The organism is Pseudomonas sp. MHK4 (genome assembly GCF_054600775.1).
On sequence record NZ_BAAIAK010000011.1, the window covers coordinates 42,377 to 56,375 of the forward strand.

The following is a 13,999-nucleotide window of genomic DNA, read 5'->3' on the forward strand; positions in this document are numbered from 1 at the left end:
CGGTGAGGGCCTCATCCCTGGCAAGCCAGCTCCTACAGGGCCGACTGACTCACCTCCCCATCCACCAACCGCCGAATCCCCAGCGGATTAGCGTTCTGCAACGCCTCGGGCAACAACGCATCCGGGTAATTCTGGAAACACACCGGCCGCAGGAATCGATCGATCGCCAAGGTTCCCACCGATGTCCCGCGCGAATCCGACGTCGCCGGATACGGCCCGCCATGCACCATCGCCTCGCATACCTCGACGCCGGTCGGATAACCGTTGAGCAGAATCCGCCCGACCTTTTCCTGCAACATCTCCGCAAGCCAGCGGTATTCCAGCAGCTCATCCGCCTCGCCAATCAAGGTCGCGGTCAATTGCCCGCGCAACCCCTGCAGCGCCTCCGCCAACTGCGCACGGCTTTCGACTTCGACGACGATGGTGGTCGGCCCGAACACCTCTTCCTGCAGCAGTTCATCACCCTTGAGCAACAGGCTGACATCAGCCTTGAACACTTGCGGCTGCGCCTGATTGCCCTGTTGCGGCTTGCCCGCCAGATGGCTCAGCCCTGGATGTTCGTGCAGCTCGCCCAGGCCTCGGCTGTAGCTGGCCAGTGCACCGGCATTGAGCATGGTCTGCGCCGGTTGCTGGTTCATGCTCGCGCAAAAGGTTTCGAGAAAGGTGCTGAACTGCGGCGAACGCAGGCCGATGACCAGGCCAGGGTTGGTACAGAACTGCCCACATCCCAAGGTCACTGAACCGGCAAGCTGCGCCGCGATCTGTTCACCGCGCTCGGCCAGCGCCTCGGGCAGCAGGAACACCGGGTTGATGCTCGACATCTCGGCGAACACCGGGATCGGCTGTGGCCGGGTTGCGGCCATGTGGCTCAGGGCATTGCCGCCCTTGAGCGAACCGGTGAAACCCACGGCCTGGATCGCCGGGTGCTTGACCAGCCACTCACCGACGCCACCGCCGTAGATCATGTTGAACACCCCGGCGGGCATTTCCGTGCGCTCGGCGGCGCGGATGATCGCGTCCGCCACCCACTCGGCGGTTGCCATGTGCCCGCTGTGAGCCTTGAACACCACCGGGCATCCGGCGGCCAGGGCCGAGGCGGTATCGCCACCGGCAGTGGAAAACGCCAACGGAAAATTGCTGGCGCCGAACACCGCCACCGGCCCCAGGGCGATGCGGTACTGACGCAGATCCGGACGTGGCAATGGCTGGCGATCCGGTAACGCCCGATCGATGCGCGCGCCGTAGAAATCACCGCGACGCAAGACCTTGGCGAACAAGCGCAACTGGCCGCTGGTGCGACCGCGCTCTCCCTGGATACGCCCGGCCGGCAACGCGGTTTCGCGGCACACGGTGGCGACGAAGTCATCGCCCAGCGCATCGATTTCATCGGCGATGGCATCGAGGAAGATCGCGCGTTTTTTCGCGCTGAGGTTGCGGTAGATCGGGTAAGCCGCGGCGGCGGCTTTGGCGGCTGCATCCACCTCGGCTTCGGACGCCTGGAAGAAGGTGCCGGGCAGTGGCTCGCCGGTGGTCGCGTCGAGGCTTTGCAGGCACAAATTGCCGTTGGCGCTGCGGCGGCCGCCGATGTAGTTGTGTCCGAGTATCGTGGTCATTGAAGTTTCCTTGATCGATTGCAGACCTGTAGGAGCCGGCTTGCCGGCGAAAGCGATTTCGTGCGCGACGTTGATGTTGATTGTTCGATCGCCTTCGCCGGCAAGCCGGCTCCTACAAGGGTCAAAGCGCACGCACCTGACCGATAGCCAACGGCTGGGCACTTTCACCAATACCGTTCACCAGCGGCGCACCAAACTCATCGAGACTGATCTGGAAGCGGTCCCCCGGCTGGGTCTTGATGCCATCGGCAAACGACAACGTGGCGGTGCCGAAGTAGTGCACATGCACATCACCGGGACGCAGGAACTGCGCGTACTTGAAGTGGTGGAATTCGAGGTTGGCCAGGCTGTGGCACATGTTGTCTTCGCCGCTGAGAAACTCCTTTTCCCAGATCGTCTTGCCATCGCGCTTGATGCGGCTGGTGCCCACCAGGTGTTTGGGCAATTCGCCGACGCGCAGCTCCGGTCCATAGGAGCAGCAACGCAGTTTCGAATGGGCGAGGTACAGGTAGTTGCGCCGTTCCATCACATGGTCGGAGAACTCGTTGCCCAGGGCATAACCGACGCGATACGGCTGGCCGTCGTCGCCGATCACATAGAGCCCGGTCAGCTCGGGTTCTTCGCCAGCGTCTTCGGCAAAGGGCGGCACCGGGAAGTCCGCACCGGGCCGCACGACGATGCTGCCGTCGCCCTTGTAGAACCATTCCGGTTGCGCACCGACCTGCCCGGCCGCGGGCTTGCCGCCCTCCAGGCCCCATTTGAAAATGCGCATGGTGTCGGTCATGGCGGTTTCGTCGGCGCCTTCCTGCTGGTGCATTTTGTCCCGCGCCGAGGCGCTGCCCAGGTGGGTCAGGCCGGTACCGCTGATCAGGCAATGGGCCGGGTCTTCATGATCCAGCGGTGGCAGGACCTGGCGCTGCTGCAACAGCTGGGCGTAGTCCGGGCCCGGCTCGGTGCCGCGCAGGGCGACTTCTTCCTGCAGGCTGCGATTGCCGCGGATCGCCGCGAGTGCCAATTCACGGGTGCTGCGCGTGCCCTTGAGCACCTGGACCTGTGCCCCGTCGACCAGCCCGACCTGGCGTTCGCCGGCAGTGTTTTCAAATTGAATCAGGCGCATGTCGCCTCCGCAAAGTCATGGACGACGCCGCCGGATGACGGCGCCTCAAGGTCACTCGATGATGTTGAAGTCGCTCAGGTACTCATCGGAGATTTCCAGGCCCAGGCCCGGCTTGTTGTCGTCGAGCTGGATGTAGCCGTTGACCGGTTGCGGTTCGCCCTTGAACACGTAGTAGAAGAGTTCGTTGCCGACTTCGACGTCGAACACCGGGAAGAACTCGGCCATTGGCGACGCCGTGGTGGACATGGTCAGGTGGTAGTTGTGCATCTGCCCGGCGTGGGGGATCACCGGCACCGACCAGGCTTCGGCCATGGCGTTGATCTTGCGTGCGGCGGTGATGCCGCCGACGCGGTTGGTGTCGTACTGGATCACGTCGATGGCGCGGCGTTCCAGCAGGTCCTTGAAGCCGTAGGAAGTGAACTCGTGCTCGCCACCGGAGATCGGCATGATGCCCATTTTCTTCAGCTCGATGTAGCCCTCGATGTCGTCGGCGATCACCGGTTCTTCCAGCCAGCGCGGCTCGAACTCGGCCAGTTTCGGCAGCATGCGGCGGGCATATTCCAGGGTCCAGCCCATGTAGCATTCGAGCATGATGTCGACGTCGGGGCCGGCCAGGTTACGCAGGGCGCGCACTTGTTCGATGTTCTTGCGCATGCCCGCCGGGCCGTCTTTCGGGCCGTAGCCGAAGCGCATTTTCAGCGCGGTGAAGCCCTGGTTCAGATAGCCCTGGGCTTCTTCGAGGAACAGGTCGAGGTTGTCGTTGGCGTAGAGCTTGGAGGCATAGGTCCAGATCTTTTCCTTGGTGCGGCCACCGAGCAGTTTGAACACCGGCTTGTTCACTGCCTTGCCCATGATGTCCCAGATGGCGATGTCGATCGCCGAGATGGCCGCCATGCCGATGCCTTTGCGGCCCCAGGCGTGGCTCTGGCGGTACATTTTCTGCCAGATGTATTCGTTGTCGAACGGGTCTTCGCCAATCGCGATGGGCGCCAGGTAGGTGTCGATGATTTCCTTGGCCACACGCGGCGCCAGGGCGCAGTTGCCGATACCGACAAGACCGGTGTCGGTCTCGACTTCCACCACCAGCCAGCCGTGGAAACGGAACGAGCCCATGGCGTCGCCGCGCTCGAAGAGGATGTCGCTGGCGTTGGTGCAGAAGTGCGCTTGAGGTGGGACGACTTTGCCTTTCCACTCGAATACGCGGGTACGGATCGCTTTGATTTTCATGAATACGTTTTCCTTGCGCTGCCGGCTTCTTGTAGTTGTTGAGTCGCTGCGTGGAGCCGCTCGGGTAGCGGTTGCGCGCATTCGATGGAGCGACTGTAGCCAGCGCCCGGGGGCGGCGGATAATCACTTATGCGTATCCGGCGATAACCTGGGGTGATAGGAAAACGCAGTAATCCTGTAGATCGAGTTATCGGGGCAATACAAAAAACTGTAGGAGCTGGCTTGCCAGCGATGACGGCCTGACAGGCACCTTTGAAGTGACTGTTAGGGCGTCATCGCTGGCAAGCCAGCTCCTACAGGGGAGTTGCGTTTTTTTGAAAATCAGTAGCTGTTGCCACCCATCCGGCAAGCAATCTCGAACGCCTGGCGAGTCGCGCCGACGTTGGCCTTGCCCTGCCCCGCGATATCGAACGCGGTGCCGTGGGCCGGCGTGGTGATCGGAATGGGCAGCCCACCCTGCACCGTGACGCCGCGGGAGAAGCCCATCAACTTGATCGCGATCTGCCCCTGGTCGTGGTACATCGTCACCACCGCGTCGAAGGCGCTGGCGTCGCCCTGGACCTTGAGGAAAATCGTGTCCCCCGGATACGGCCCTTCTGCCGCTATCCCCAGTTCCTGAGCCTTGCGCACGGCCGGGCCGATGATGTCCAGTTCTTCGCGGCCGAACGAGCCGTTGTCGCCGTTGTGCGGGTTCAGACCGCAGACGCCGATACGCGGTTTTTCCAGGCCGTTGCGTTTGAGCGCGGTGTCGATCAGTTGAATCGCTTCCACCACCCGCGCCTGGCTGAGCATGCCCGGGACTTCAGCCAATGCCACGTGGGAGGTCACGCGTGAAGTCCAGAGATTGTCGAGCACGTTGAACTCGCAGAACGGCCCGTGGAAATCCAGCAGCTCGGCGAACCAGTGCAACTCATCGTTGTGGGCCATGCCGGCCATGTGCAGCGAAGTCTTGTTCAACGGCCCGAACAATATCGCATCGGTGGTCCCGGCCTCGGTCAGGCGCAGGGCGACTTCCAGGGTGTCGAGGCTGTAGCGACCGCCAATGACACTGGACTCGCTACGGGGAAATTCGCCGACAGTGTCGCCGCGAAAATCGTAGAACAGCGGCGTGTCGTCCACGAATGACAGCTGCTCCAGCGACTCCACCCGGCGATAGGGAAACTCCACCCCGGCGATGCGCATGCCGCGCCGCATTTCCGCTTCGTCGGCAATCAGGATTACATTGGCCTGACTGCGCACGTCGGGCTCGCCGAGCAAGCGTGCGATCAGTTCCGGACCGATGCCCGCCGGGTCGCCCAGGACCATCGCGATGGTTGTCTTGTTCATGCTTCACTCCTCAAGGATTCAGGCCGCGCCCGGTCAATGGCGCAAGGTTCGCAGCGGTAGATGCGCTGCGCGTTGCTGTAGAACAGTCGCTCCTGATCGGCCAGTGGCAGATCGGCGACGATGGATTTGAAACCGCTGTAGATGGCGTCGAACGAGCCACACAGGCTGTCCACCGGGAAGTTGCTGGCGAACATCGCCCGCTTGGTGCCGAACATGGCGATGATTTCGCGCACGATCCAGGCGTTGTCGATGGCGCGCCAAGCCCGGCCCGCCTGGCCCAGGCCGGAAATCTTGACCTGCACGTTGGGCCACTGCGCCAGCCGCGCCATCGCCGCGCGCCAACCGGCCAGGCCTTCGGCGCTGCGGTCATTGGGCAAACCGGCGTGGTTGAGAATCAGGGTGATGCCGGGGAAGTCCCGGGCCAGCCGCTCGGCCTCGGGCAGGTTCCACCAGGGGGTTTGCAGATCGAAGTGCAGGCCCAATCCCTCCAGCGCGGCATAACCGCGCCGCCAGCGCTCGTCGCTCATCAGGCTGCGTACCCGGCCGAACTGTGCGGGGGACGTCGGCCCGCCAGGCTTGTGCCGCACACTGCGCACGCACTTGTGGCTGGCCTGCTCGCGCAGCACGGCAATGGCGTCCGGGTGGTCGAGCCAGGCCTGCGCGACGATCGCATTCGGCACGCCGTAGCGGGCGGCCAGTTGCTCGACGAAACGGGTTTCGCCAATCGGGTCCTGCGGGTTCCATTCGGTCTCGACATATACCGTTTGCACGACTCGATGGTCGCCGGCATCGGCGAAATAATCGTCGGGCAGGTAACGGCGCTTGATCGCGGAGTAATCGCCATAACGAAACGGGATGTTCGCCTCCGGCGCCAGCCACGGATGGTCGTTGATCGTTGGGTCCCAGAAATGATGATGGGCATCGATGATCGGACCGTTCCACCGTTCAGCCATGGCGCACCTCGTCGAGACTGATGAACAACGTTGCCAGCACAAACACCGCCGAGCACACCGCGAAGAATCCCGGCACCGGGGCAAAACCACTGCTCATTTGCATAATCACACCGCACTGGTGACGAGCCATTGTGCGTCCCTCAATTTTTATTGTTGTACAGTTGCAGACATTAACCTGTGCCGCGTTTTTCACGGTGTTGATGAGCACTATCGAAGGCCCGGTGATAACCGTCTAATCAAAACTTGAAATCAGGTGATAGCTTCGGGTTATGGCACGCCGTGCTTTCAACGATCTTTCAATGTTGGACCTTTCTTTTCTGTAGGAGCGAGCTTGCTCGCGATGATCGTCAACGAAAACGCGTGTTTCCTGAATTAGCGCAGCGCTCGTGAGTCCATCGCGAGCAAGCTTGCTCCTACAGAAGTCCTGCTTCGTTTGACTAGCTATAACCCCAGGCTATCGGTGTATGTATTGTTTTGACTAGACGCGGGGGCTGCCGCTTCCCACACTCACTCCAGGCTTGCGGCTTTACCGCTCAAACAAGTCGCTCATAACAATTACAAAAACACAGAAACGAGGCCCTCCCATGCGAAATGCATTCGTCCGTCGCACTTCCCGTCTGTTTCTTGGCTGCACCCTGATCGCCGCCGGCGCCCTTCCCGCTCTCGCCCAGGCCGCCTGGCAACCGGACAAGAACGTCGAAATCGTCGTCGCCGGTGGCCCCGGTGGCGGTACTGACCAACTCGGTCGCCTGATCCAGTCGATCATCACCACGCACAAACTGCTCGACGTTAATACCATCGTCCTGAACAAGGGCGGCGGCAACGGCGCCGAAGCTTTTCTCGACATGAAAATGAACAAGGGCGATGCCGAGAAACTGGTGATCGGCACCAACAACATCTACCTGTTGCCGCTGGTGTCCAAGCTCGGCTACCAATGGCAGGAACTGACGCCGATTGCCGCCGTGGCCGAGGATGACTTCATTCTCTGGAGCTACAAGGGCGCACCGTGGAAGGATGCGAAAAGCTTCTACGAAGCGGTCAAGGCCGACCCGTCGAACCTGCGCATGGGTGGCAGCCAGTCCAAGGATGTCGACCAGACCCTGACCCTGCTGCTCAACCAGACCACCAACAGCAAACTGGTGTACATCCCGTTCAAGAGCGGCAGCGAAGCCGCGACCCAGCTGGCCGGCAAACACATCGCCGCCAACGTCAACAACCCCAGCGAAAGCATCAGCCAATGGCGTGGCGATCAGGTCGAACCGCTCTGCGTGTTCAGTAAAGAGCGCATGGCCTACACCGAAAAAGTCGCCGGCGACAAATCCTGGGCCGATGTACCGACCTGCCACGAACAAGGCCTGGGCATCGATCAATACCGCTTCCCGCGCACCGTGTTCATGCCCGGCGACATTTCCGCCGAGCAACGCGCGTTTTATGTCGAGCTGATGCGCAAGGTCACTGAAACGCCGGAGTTCAAGGCCTACGTCAAGCAGAACGCGCTGGTGCCAACCTTCCTCGAGGGCGAGCCGCTGACCGCCTACATCGAAAAAGACACCGCCCGCGTCACCCCGGTCTTCAAGGAAGCCGGCTGGTTGAAAAACTGAAGTTGTCACGGCCGCTCGCCTGCGGGCGGCCGTCATCTGCTGGAGGTGTCTTCATGTCCCATTCTTCGGATTCACCCGCGCTGGTCGGCACCCGTTGGGTCGAACTCGGCCTGACCGTCTTCACCGCGCTGATCGGCGTGGTGGTGATGTTCGGCAGTGTCGAACAGGGTATCGGCTGGGGCGATGCCGGCCCCGAGCCGGGTTACTTCCCCTTCTACATCGGCCTGATGTTGAGCGCCGCGAGCGTGGCCAACGGCGTATTGACCCTGGTGCGCTGGCAAGCGCTGAGCGTTGCATTCGTCAGTCGCAGTGCGTTTCGGCAAGTACTGTCGGTGTTCATCCCGATTGCGCTGTTCGTCGCGGCCATGCCACTGACCGGCATCTACGTCGCCTCGGCGTGCTTCATCGCCTGGTTCATGTGGCGTGACAAGGTCCGTGCAAAACCGTACGGCAAATTGATGATCGGCACGGTATCCCTCGGCGCGGTACTTGCCAGCTACCTGATCTTCGCGCTGTGGTTCAAGGTCCCGCTGGATGCCGGCCCGATGGGCGACTGGATAGCCCTGGCCGGGAGACACTTCAAATGAGCGAATTCGATTCCCTGCTGCAAGGCATGAACCTGATCCTGACCCCGGGCCACGTCGGCCTGATGGTGATCGGCGTGCTGCTGGGCATCCTGGTCGGCGTGTTGCCCGGCCTCGGCGCCCCCAATGGCGTGGCACTGTTGCTGCCGCTGACCTTCACCATGTCGCCGGTGTCGGCGATCATCCTGCTGTCGTGCATGTACTGGGGCGCGCTGTTTGGCGGCTCGATCACCTCGATCCTGTTCAACATCCCCGGTGAGCCCTCATCGGTGGCGACGACGTTCGACGGCTACCCGATGGCCCGCGAAGGTCGTGCCGCCGAAGCCTTGACCGCCGCGTTCAGTTCGGCGTTGCTAGGAGCACTGGCCGGGGTGTTGTTGCTGACCTTCCTCTCGACAAAAATTGCCGCCTTCGCCATGTCGTTCAGTTCGCCGGAGTTCTTCGCGGTGTACCTGTTGGCGTTCTGCACCTTCATCGGCATGAGCAAGAACCCGCCGCTGAAAACCGTGGTGGCGATGATGATCGGTTTCGCCATGGCGGCGGTCGGCATGGACACCGTTTCCGGCAACCTGCGCCTGACCTTCGACCAGCCGATCCTGATGACCGGCATCAGTTTCGAAGTGGCGGTGATCGGCCTGTTCGGCATTGGCGAAATCCTCTGCACCGTGGAGGAAGGCCTGGTGTTCCGTGGCGAACACGCGCGCATTACACCGATGGTGATCCTGCGCACCTGGGCCAAGTTACCGCGCTACTGGTGGACCATCGTTCGCAGCACTCTGGTCGGCTGCTGGATGGGTATTACACCGGGCGGACCGACCGCCGCATCGTTCATGAGCTACAGCCTGGCGCGGCGCTTTTCGAAGAACCGCGACAACTTTGGCAAAGGTGAACTCGAAGGCGTGATCGCCCCGGAAACCGCCGACCACGCGGCCGGCACCAGCGCCTTGCTGCCGATGCTGACGTTGGGTATTCCCGGCTCGGCGACCGCAGCAGTGATGCTCGGTGGATTGATGATCTGGGGCCTGCACCCGGGGCCAACGCTGTTCGTCGAGCAGCATGACTTCGTCTGGGGCCTGATCGCCAGCATGTACCTGGGCAACGTGGTGAGCTTGATCGTTGTGTTGGCCACCGTGCCGCTGTTCGCCTCGATCCTGCGCATTCCGTTCTCGATCATCGCGCCGATCATCATCATGGTCTGTGCAATCGGTGCCTACTCGGTGCACAACTCGTTCTTCGACGTGGTGCTGATGCTCGGTTTCGGCGCGTTGGGTTATCTGTTCAAGAAACTCGGCTACCCGATCGCGCCACTGGTACTGGCGGCGGTGCTGGGCGACAAGGCCGAGGATGCGTTCCGTCAGTCGATGCTGTTCTCTGACGGGCACCTGGGGATCTTCTGGTCCAACCCACTGGTGGGAAGCCTGACCACGGCGGCGCTGCTGATGCTGTTCTGGCCGTTGATTTCCAAGGCCTTGGCAACCCTGATGGGCCTGCGCAAACCTCAGGTCGCGAAGCCAAAATCGGTGCTGTGACACGGCAATGCTGGCAACGCCTGACATTTGTTGTCAGGCTTGCCGCAGTCTTTATTGCGAGTACGGCCCATGTCCCGAATTCCTGATGCCAATGTAATCCACAGTCGACTGCGTCTTCGCCAACTGCGGTTGATGCTGGCACTGGAGGAATTCGGCTCGTTGCGCCGCGCCGCCGACCACATCGGCATGACTCAACCGGCAGCGACCAAGATGCTGCACGAGGCCGAGGACCTGCTCGGCGTCGAGCTGTTCGAACGTCTGCCTCGCGGCATGCGCTCGACCCCGTTCGGGGAAACCGTCATCTACTACGCGCGTATGGTCTTCGCCGAACTCAGCGGCATGCGCGAAGAACTGGTGGCGCTGCAGTCGGGCAACCTGGGGCGGGTCGCCGTTGGCGCGATTCCGGCGCTGGCTTCGGGGCTGTTGACCCGCACCATCGCGACCTTGAAACAAAGCCATCCACGCTTGTCCATGAGCATCCAGGTCGACACCAGCGACGTGCTGGTGCAGGCCCTTTTGCAGGATCAACTGGACATCGTCCTGGGTCGAATTCCGCCTGGAGCACGGGCCGAAGAACTGCTGTTCGACAGCCTTGGCGAAGAAGCGCTGTGCGTGATCGCCGGAGCGCAAAATCCGCTGGCGCAGGAAAAGCAACTGGGTTGGGCAGAGTTGCAGAACATGACCTGGGTGCTGCAACAGCAGCCAAGCCCGATGCGCGCGATCATCAATCAGGTGTTTCACAATGCGCGGGTCGACATTCCCAGCAGCATCGTCGAAACCACCTCGATCATGACCCTGCTCTCGTTGATCCAGCAGACCGACATGCTCGGTGTCACACCGGTGTCGGTGGTCGAGGATTATCCCGGCCGTGACCTGCTGGCGGTGTTGCCAATCAAGTTCGAAGCACGACTGCCACCCTACGGGCTGATCACCCGCCGCCATCGCATCCAATCCTCGGCGATGCAGGCATTCATGAACTCGGTGCGAGCCGAGCATGCGCTGAGCAAATGAAGCAGGCCTGGCGCCATGCTCCAGGCCTGGACAGGCATCAACCCTCTTGCAAAAGACGGTTGAGGTATTGGCCATAACCATTTTTTGCCAATGGCGCCGCCAGTTTCTGCAGCTGATCGGCATCGATCCATTTCTGCCGGAAGGCAATTTCTTCAGGACAGGCGACTTTAAGGCCCTGGCGACGCTCGAGCGTGGCAATGAACTGACTGGCATCGAGCAATGAGTCGTGGGTCCCGGTATCCAGCCAGGCGTAACCGCGGCCCATGATTTCCACCGACAGGTTGCCCTGTTCCAGGTAGAGACTGTTGAGATCGGTAATCTCCAGCTCACCCCGCGCCGATGGCTTGATGCTCTTGGCCATCTCGACCACGTCCTGGTCATAGAAATACAGACCGGTGACCGCAAAGTTCGACTTGGGTTTGAGTGGCTTTTCTTCGAGACTGATCGCCTTGCCCTGGCCGTCGAACTCGACCACGCCGTAACGCTCCGGGTCATTGACGTGATAGGCAAAGACACTTGCCCCCGCCTGACGCGCCATGGCACTTTGCAGAATATTGATGAAGTCGTGGCCATGATAGATGTTGTCACCCAGGACCAGGGCGCTGGGGTCGTTGCCGATAAAGTCTTCGCCGATGATGAACGCCTGCGCCAGGCCATCGGGCGAAGGCTGCACCGCATAGGAAATGTTCAGGCCCCAACGGGCGCCATCCCCCAGGAGCTGTTCGAAACGCGGAGTGTCCTGTGGCGTGGAGATGATCAGGATGTCGCGGATACCCGCCAGCATCAGGGTGCTCAGTGGGTAGTAGATCATCGGCTTGTCGTAAACCGGCAGCAGCTGCTTGGAAATGGACAATGTCGCCGGATGCAGTCGAGTACCGGAGCCGCCGGCAAGGATGATGCCTTTACGATTGAGCATGGTCATTTCTCCAGTATTTCTGCGAGCATCCGTGTCACGCCGACTTTCCAGTCAGGCAAGCTCAGCGCAAAGGCTTTTTGCAGTTTTTGAGTATCGAGTCGGGAATTGCATGGGCGTCGTGCCGGCGTCGGGTAGGCCTCGGTGCCGATTGCGCTCACCCTTGCCGGGCTAACCTTGAGGCTCATGCCCGCCCGCTCGGCGTGTTCGAGTACAAAACGAGCATAGCGACACCAGGTGGTTTCGCCAGCGGCCGCCAGATGGTAGATCCCACCCAATTGCGGGTCGACCATCAGGCTACGAATGGCATGGGCGGTCACATCCGCCAGCAACTCGGCACCGGTTGGTGCACCGAACTGATCGTCGATCACGGACAGGCTTTCACGTTCCCGGGCCAGGCGCAGCATGGTCTTGGCAAAGTTGTTACCCCGGGCGGAATACACCCAGCTGGTCCGCAAGATCAGATGCGCACAGCCGCTGTCGGTAATCGCCTGCTCGCCGGCCAGCTTACTGGCCCCATAGACACTCAATGGCGCGACCGGATCGTCTTCCTGCCAGGGTGTATCGCCAAGCCCTGCGAACACATAATCGGTGGAGTAATGCACCAGCAGGGCCTTGAGCCGTAACGCCTCGCGAGCCAGTACCGCTGGTGCATCGGCGTTCACCCGATGCGCGAGCTGCGATTCGCTTTCGGCCTTGTCGACCGCGGTGTAGGCCGCTGCGTTAACGATAACGTCAGGCGCGAAGCGCTGCACGGTGGCGGCCAGGCCTGGCAAATCCGTCAGATCGCCGCAGTGGTCCTGGCTTGCCGAGCTCAGCGCCAACAACTCGCCAAGGGGAGCAAGACTGCGTTGCAGCTCCCAGCCCACCTGGCCATTCATGCCGAGCAATAGCAGTTTCATGCGCTGCGCCCCGCATAATTTTTCTCGACCCACTCGCGATAGGCGCCGGACTGGATATTGCGCACCCAATCCTGGTTTTCCAGGTACCACTGCACGGTTTTGCGAATGCCGGTCTCGAAGGTTTCCGCCGGTTTCCAGCCCAGTTCACGTTCGAGTTTTCGGGCATCAATGGCATAACGTCGATCGTGTCCGGGCCGGTCGGTCACGTAGCTGATCTGGGCATGATAGGGCTGGCCGTCGGCACGCGGACGCAGCTCATCGAGCAACGCGCAGACGGTGTGCACGATCTCGAGATTGGTTTTTTCGTTCCAGCCACCGACGTTGTAGACCTCACCCACACGGCCGGCCTCCAGCACACGGCGTATGGCGCTGCAGTGGTCCTTGACATACAACCAGTCGCGAATCTGCTGGCCATCGCCATAGACCGGCAATGCATGGCCGGCCAGCGCGTTGACGATCATCAGCGGAATGAGCTTTTCCGGGAAGTGATACGGCCCGTAGTTGTTCGAGCAGTTGGTGATCAGAACTGGCAGGCCGTAGGTGTGATGGTAGGCACGCACCAGGTGGTCGCTCGCGGCTTTGCTGGCCGAGTAAGGGCTATTGGGTTCGTACGCGTGGCTTTCGTTGAACGCCGCCTCTTCCTTGGCCAGCGAACCATAGACTTCGTCGGTGGAAACATGCAGGAAGCGAAAGGCCTGCAGCGAGTCGGGCGCCAGCCCCTTGACGTAGGCGCGCACGGCTTCGAGCAAACGGAAAGTGCCGACGATGTTAGTGTCGATGAAGGCTTGCGGCCCGTGGATGGAGCGATCGACATGGGACTCGGCGGCAAAATTGAGAATGGCACGGGGCTGATGCTCTTCGAGCAAGCGCTCGACCAGGTCACTGTCACCGATATCGCCCTGCACGAAAACATGCCGCGTATTGCCCGTCAGGGTGCGGAGGTTGTCCAGGTTGCCGGCATAGGTCAGTTTGTCCAGATTGACTACGGTTTCATCGGAGTGCGCCAGCCAATCCAATACGAAATTTGCCCCAATGAAGCCTGCACCGCCAGTTACCAGGATGGTCATTGATTCAGACCTTTTTTCAGTAAGGTTGCGAGGATCGGACCCCAGGTTCTCAAAGACGGATTGCCCATTCAAACCGGCATGCTTGAAACCCGCGCAGCCCGGTTAAAACCCGATGGCATCACTGCCAAGGGAATTCTGCTGTCGCTAGGGTTGGAA

Annotated in this window: 12 protein-coding genes; 4 read left to right on the forward strand and 8 right to left on the reverse strand. The window is 61.2% G+C overall.

Annotated elements, in window-relative coordinates; genetic code table 11:
- Nucleotides 1–32 precede the first annotated feature (32 nt).
- The 5 genes from ACYP2Q_RS23785 to ACYP2Q_RS23805 all read right to left on the reverse strand — a co-directional run bounded on the left by ACYP2Q_RS23785 (nucleotide 33) and on the right by ACYP2Q_RS23805 (nucleotide 6,236).
- Nucleotides 33–1,613, reverse strand: coding sequence for an aldehyde dehydrogenase (NADP(+)) (locus ACYP2Q_RS23785; RefSeq protein WP_459732727.1), 1,581 nt, complete (start codon nucleotides 1,611–1,613; stop codon nucleotides 33–35).
- 121 nt (nucleotides 1,614–1,734) lie between these two features.
- Nucleotides 1,735–2,730 (reverse strand): AraD1 family protein, encoded by a 996-nt coding sequence (gene araD1, locus ACYP2Q_RS23790; RefSeq protein WP_459732728.1) that lies wholly within the window; start codon nucleotides 2,728–2,730, stop codon nucleotides 1,735–1,737.
- Nucleotides 2,731–2,781: 51 nt separating this feature from the next.
- Complete coding sequence (locus tag ACYP2Q_RS23795; protein ID WP_034150001.1) at nucleotides 2,782–3,957, reverse strand: L-rhamnonate dehydratase; 1,176 nt, start codon at nucleotides 3,955–3,957, stop codon at nucleotides 2,782–2,784.
- Nucleotides 3,958–4,278: 321 nt separating this feature from the next.
- Nucleotides 4,279–5,283, reverse strand: a complete 1,005-nt coding sequence (locus ACYP2Q_RS23800) for a 4-hydroxythreonine-4-phosphate dehydrogenase PdxA (RefSeq protein ID WP_459732729.1) — start codon at nucleotides 5,281–5,283, stop codon at nucleotides 4,279–4,281.
- Complete coding sequence (locus ACYP2Q_RS23805) at nucleotides 5,280–6,236, reverse strand: amidohydrolase family protein (protein WP_459732730.1); 957 nt, start codon at nucleotides 6,234–6,236, stop codon at nucleotides 5,280–5,282. Before ACYP2Q_RS23805 ends, ACYP2Q_RS23800 begins: the two co-directional genes overlap by 4 nt.
- A gap of 584 nt (nucleotides 6,237–6,820) precedes the next feature.
- Here ACYP2Q_RS23805 and ACYP2Q_RS23810 point away from each other — a divergent pair.
- The 4 genes from ACYP2Q_RS23810 (at nucleotide 6,821) to ACYP2Q_RS23825 (ending at nucleotide 10,961) form a co-directional block, all read left to right on the forward strand.
- Nucleotides 6,821–7,837, forward strand: a complete 1,017-nt coding sequence (locus ACYP2Q_RS23810) for a Bug family tripartite tricarboxylate transporter substrate binding protein (protein ID WP_459732731.1) — start codon at nucleotides 6,821–6,823, stop codon at nucleotides 7,835–7,837.
- Nucleotides 7,838–7,890: 53 nt separating this feature from the next.
- Nucleotides 7,891–8,424: a tripartite tricarboxylate transporter TctB family protein gene (locus ACYP2Q_RS23815; RefSeq protein WP_459732732.1), complete on the forward strand. Its 534-nt coding sequence runs from the start codon at nucleotides 7,891–7,893 to the stop codon at nucleotides 8,422–8,424.
- The gene (locus ACYP2Q_RS23820; protein ID WP_459732733.1) at nucleotides 8,421–9,950 is read left to right on the forward strand and encodes a tripartite tricarboxylate transporter permease; all 1,530 of its coding nucleotides are present in this window, start codon (nucleotides 8,421–8,423) and stop codon (nucleotides 9,948–9,950) included. Before ACYP2Q_RS23815 ends, ACYP2Q_RS23820 begins: the two co-directional genes overlap by 4 nt.
- 69 nt (nucleotides 9,951–10,019) lie before the next feature.
- Nucleotides 10,020–10,961: a LysR family transcriptional regulator gene (locus ACYP2Q_RS23825; protein WP_274073559.1), complete on the forward strand. Its 942-nt coding sequence runs from the start codon at nucleotides 10,020–10,022 to the stop codon at nucleotides 10,959–10,961.
- Nucleotides 10,962–10,998: 37 nt separating this feature from the next.
- Here ACYP2Q_RS23825 and rfbA read toward each other — a convergent pair whose 3' ends face one another.
- Genes rfbA through rfbB form a run of 3 tightly spaced genes read right to left on the reverse strand, consistent with a single transcriptional unit; the run spans nucleotide 10,999 to nucleotide 13,843 of the window.
- The gene (gene rfbA / locus ACYP2Q_RS23830; protein ID WP_459732734.1) at nucleotides 10,999–11,877 is read right to left on the reverse strand and encodes a glucose-1-phosphate thymidylyltransferase RfbA; all 879 of its coding nucleotides are present in this window, start codon (nucleotides 11,875–11,877) and stop codon (nucleotides 10,999–11,001) included.
- 2 nt (nucleotides 11,878–11,879) lie between these two features.
- Nucleotides 11,880–12,776, reverse strand: a complete 897-nt coding sequence (gene rfbD / locus ACYP2Q_RS23835) for a dTDP-4-dehydrorhamnose reductase (protein ID WP_459732735.1) — start codon at nucleotides 12,774–12,776, stop codon at nucleotides 11,880–11,882.
- The gene (gene rfbB / locus ACYP2Q_RS23840) at nucleotides 12,773–13,843 is read right to left on the reverse strand and encodes a dTDP-glucose 4,6-dehydratase (RefSeq protein WP_459732736.1); all 1,071 of its coding nucleotides are present in this window, start codon (nucleotides 13,841–13,843) and stop codon (nucleotides 12,773–12,775) included. The genes rfbD and rfbB overlap by 4 nt, the downstream gene beginning before the upstream one ends.
- Between the last annotated feature and the right edge of the window lie 156 nt (nucleotides 13,844–13,999).

What these genes read in the sequence shown, in the direction of transcription:
- ACYP2Q_RS23785 (WP_459732727.1), bottom strand. Translation starts at nt 1,613, where the DNA reads ATGACCACGATACTCGGACACAACTACATCGGCGGCCGCCGCAGCGCC.
- araD1 (WP_459732728.1), bottom strand. Translation starts at nt 2,730, where the DNA reads ATGCGCCTGATTCAATTTGAAAACACTGCCGGCGAACGCCAGGTCGGG.
- ACYP2Q_RS23795 (WP_034150001.1), bottom strand. Translation starts at nt 3,957, where the DNA reads ATGAAAATCAAAGCGATCCGTACCCGCGTATTCGAGTGGAAAGGCAAA.
- ACYP2Q_RS23800 (WP_459732729.1), bottom strand. Translation starts at nt 5,283, where the DNA reads ATGAACAAGACAACCATCGCGATGGTCCTGGGCGACCCGGCGGGCATC.
- ACYP2Q_RS23805 (WP_459732730.1), bottom strand. Translation starts at nt 6,236, where the DNA reads ATGGCTGAACGGTGGAACGGTCCGATCATCGATGCCCATCATCATTTC.
- ACYP2Q_RS23810 (WP_459732731.1), top strand. Translation starts at nt 6,821, where the DNA reads ATGCGAAATGCATTCGTCCGTCGCACTTCCCGTCTGTTTCTTGGCTGC.
- ACYP2Q_RS23815 (WP_459732732.1), top strand. Translation starts at nt 7,891, where the DNA reads ATGTCCCATTCTTCGGATTCACCCGCGCTGGTCGGCACCCGTTGGGTC.
- ACYP2Q_RS23820 (WP_459732733.1), top strand. Translation starts at nt 8,421, where the DNA reads ATGAGCGAATTCGATTCCCTGCTGCAAGGCATGAACCTGATCCTGACC.
- ACYP2Q_RS23825 (WP_274073559.1), top strand. Translation starts at nt 10,020, where the DNA reads ATGTCCCGAATTCCTGATGCCAATGTAATCCACAGTCGACTGCGTCTT.
- rfbA (WP_459732734.1), bottom strand. Translation starts at nt 11,877, where the DNA reads ATGCTCAATCGTAAAGGCATCATCCTTGCCGGCGGCTCCGGTACTCGA.
- rfbD (WP_459732735.1), bottom strand. Translation starts at nt 12,776, where the DNA reads ATGAAACTGCTATTGCTCGGCATGAATGGCCAGGTGGGCTGGGAGCTG.
- rfbB (WP_459732736.1), bottom strand. Translation starts at nt 13,843, where the DNA reads ATGACCATCCTGGTAACTGGCGGTGCAGGCTTCATTGGGGCAAATTTC.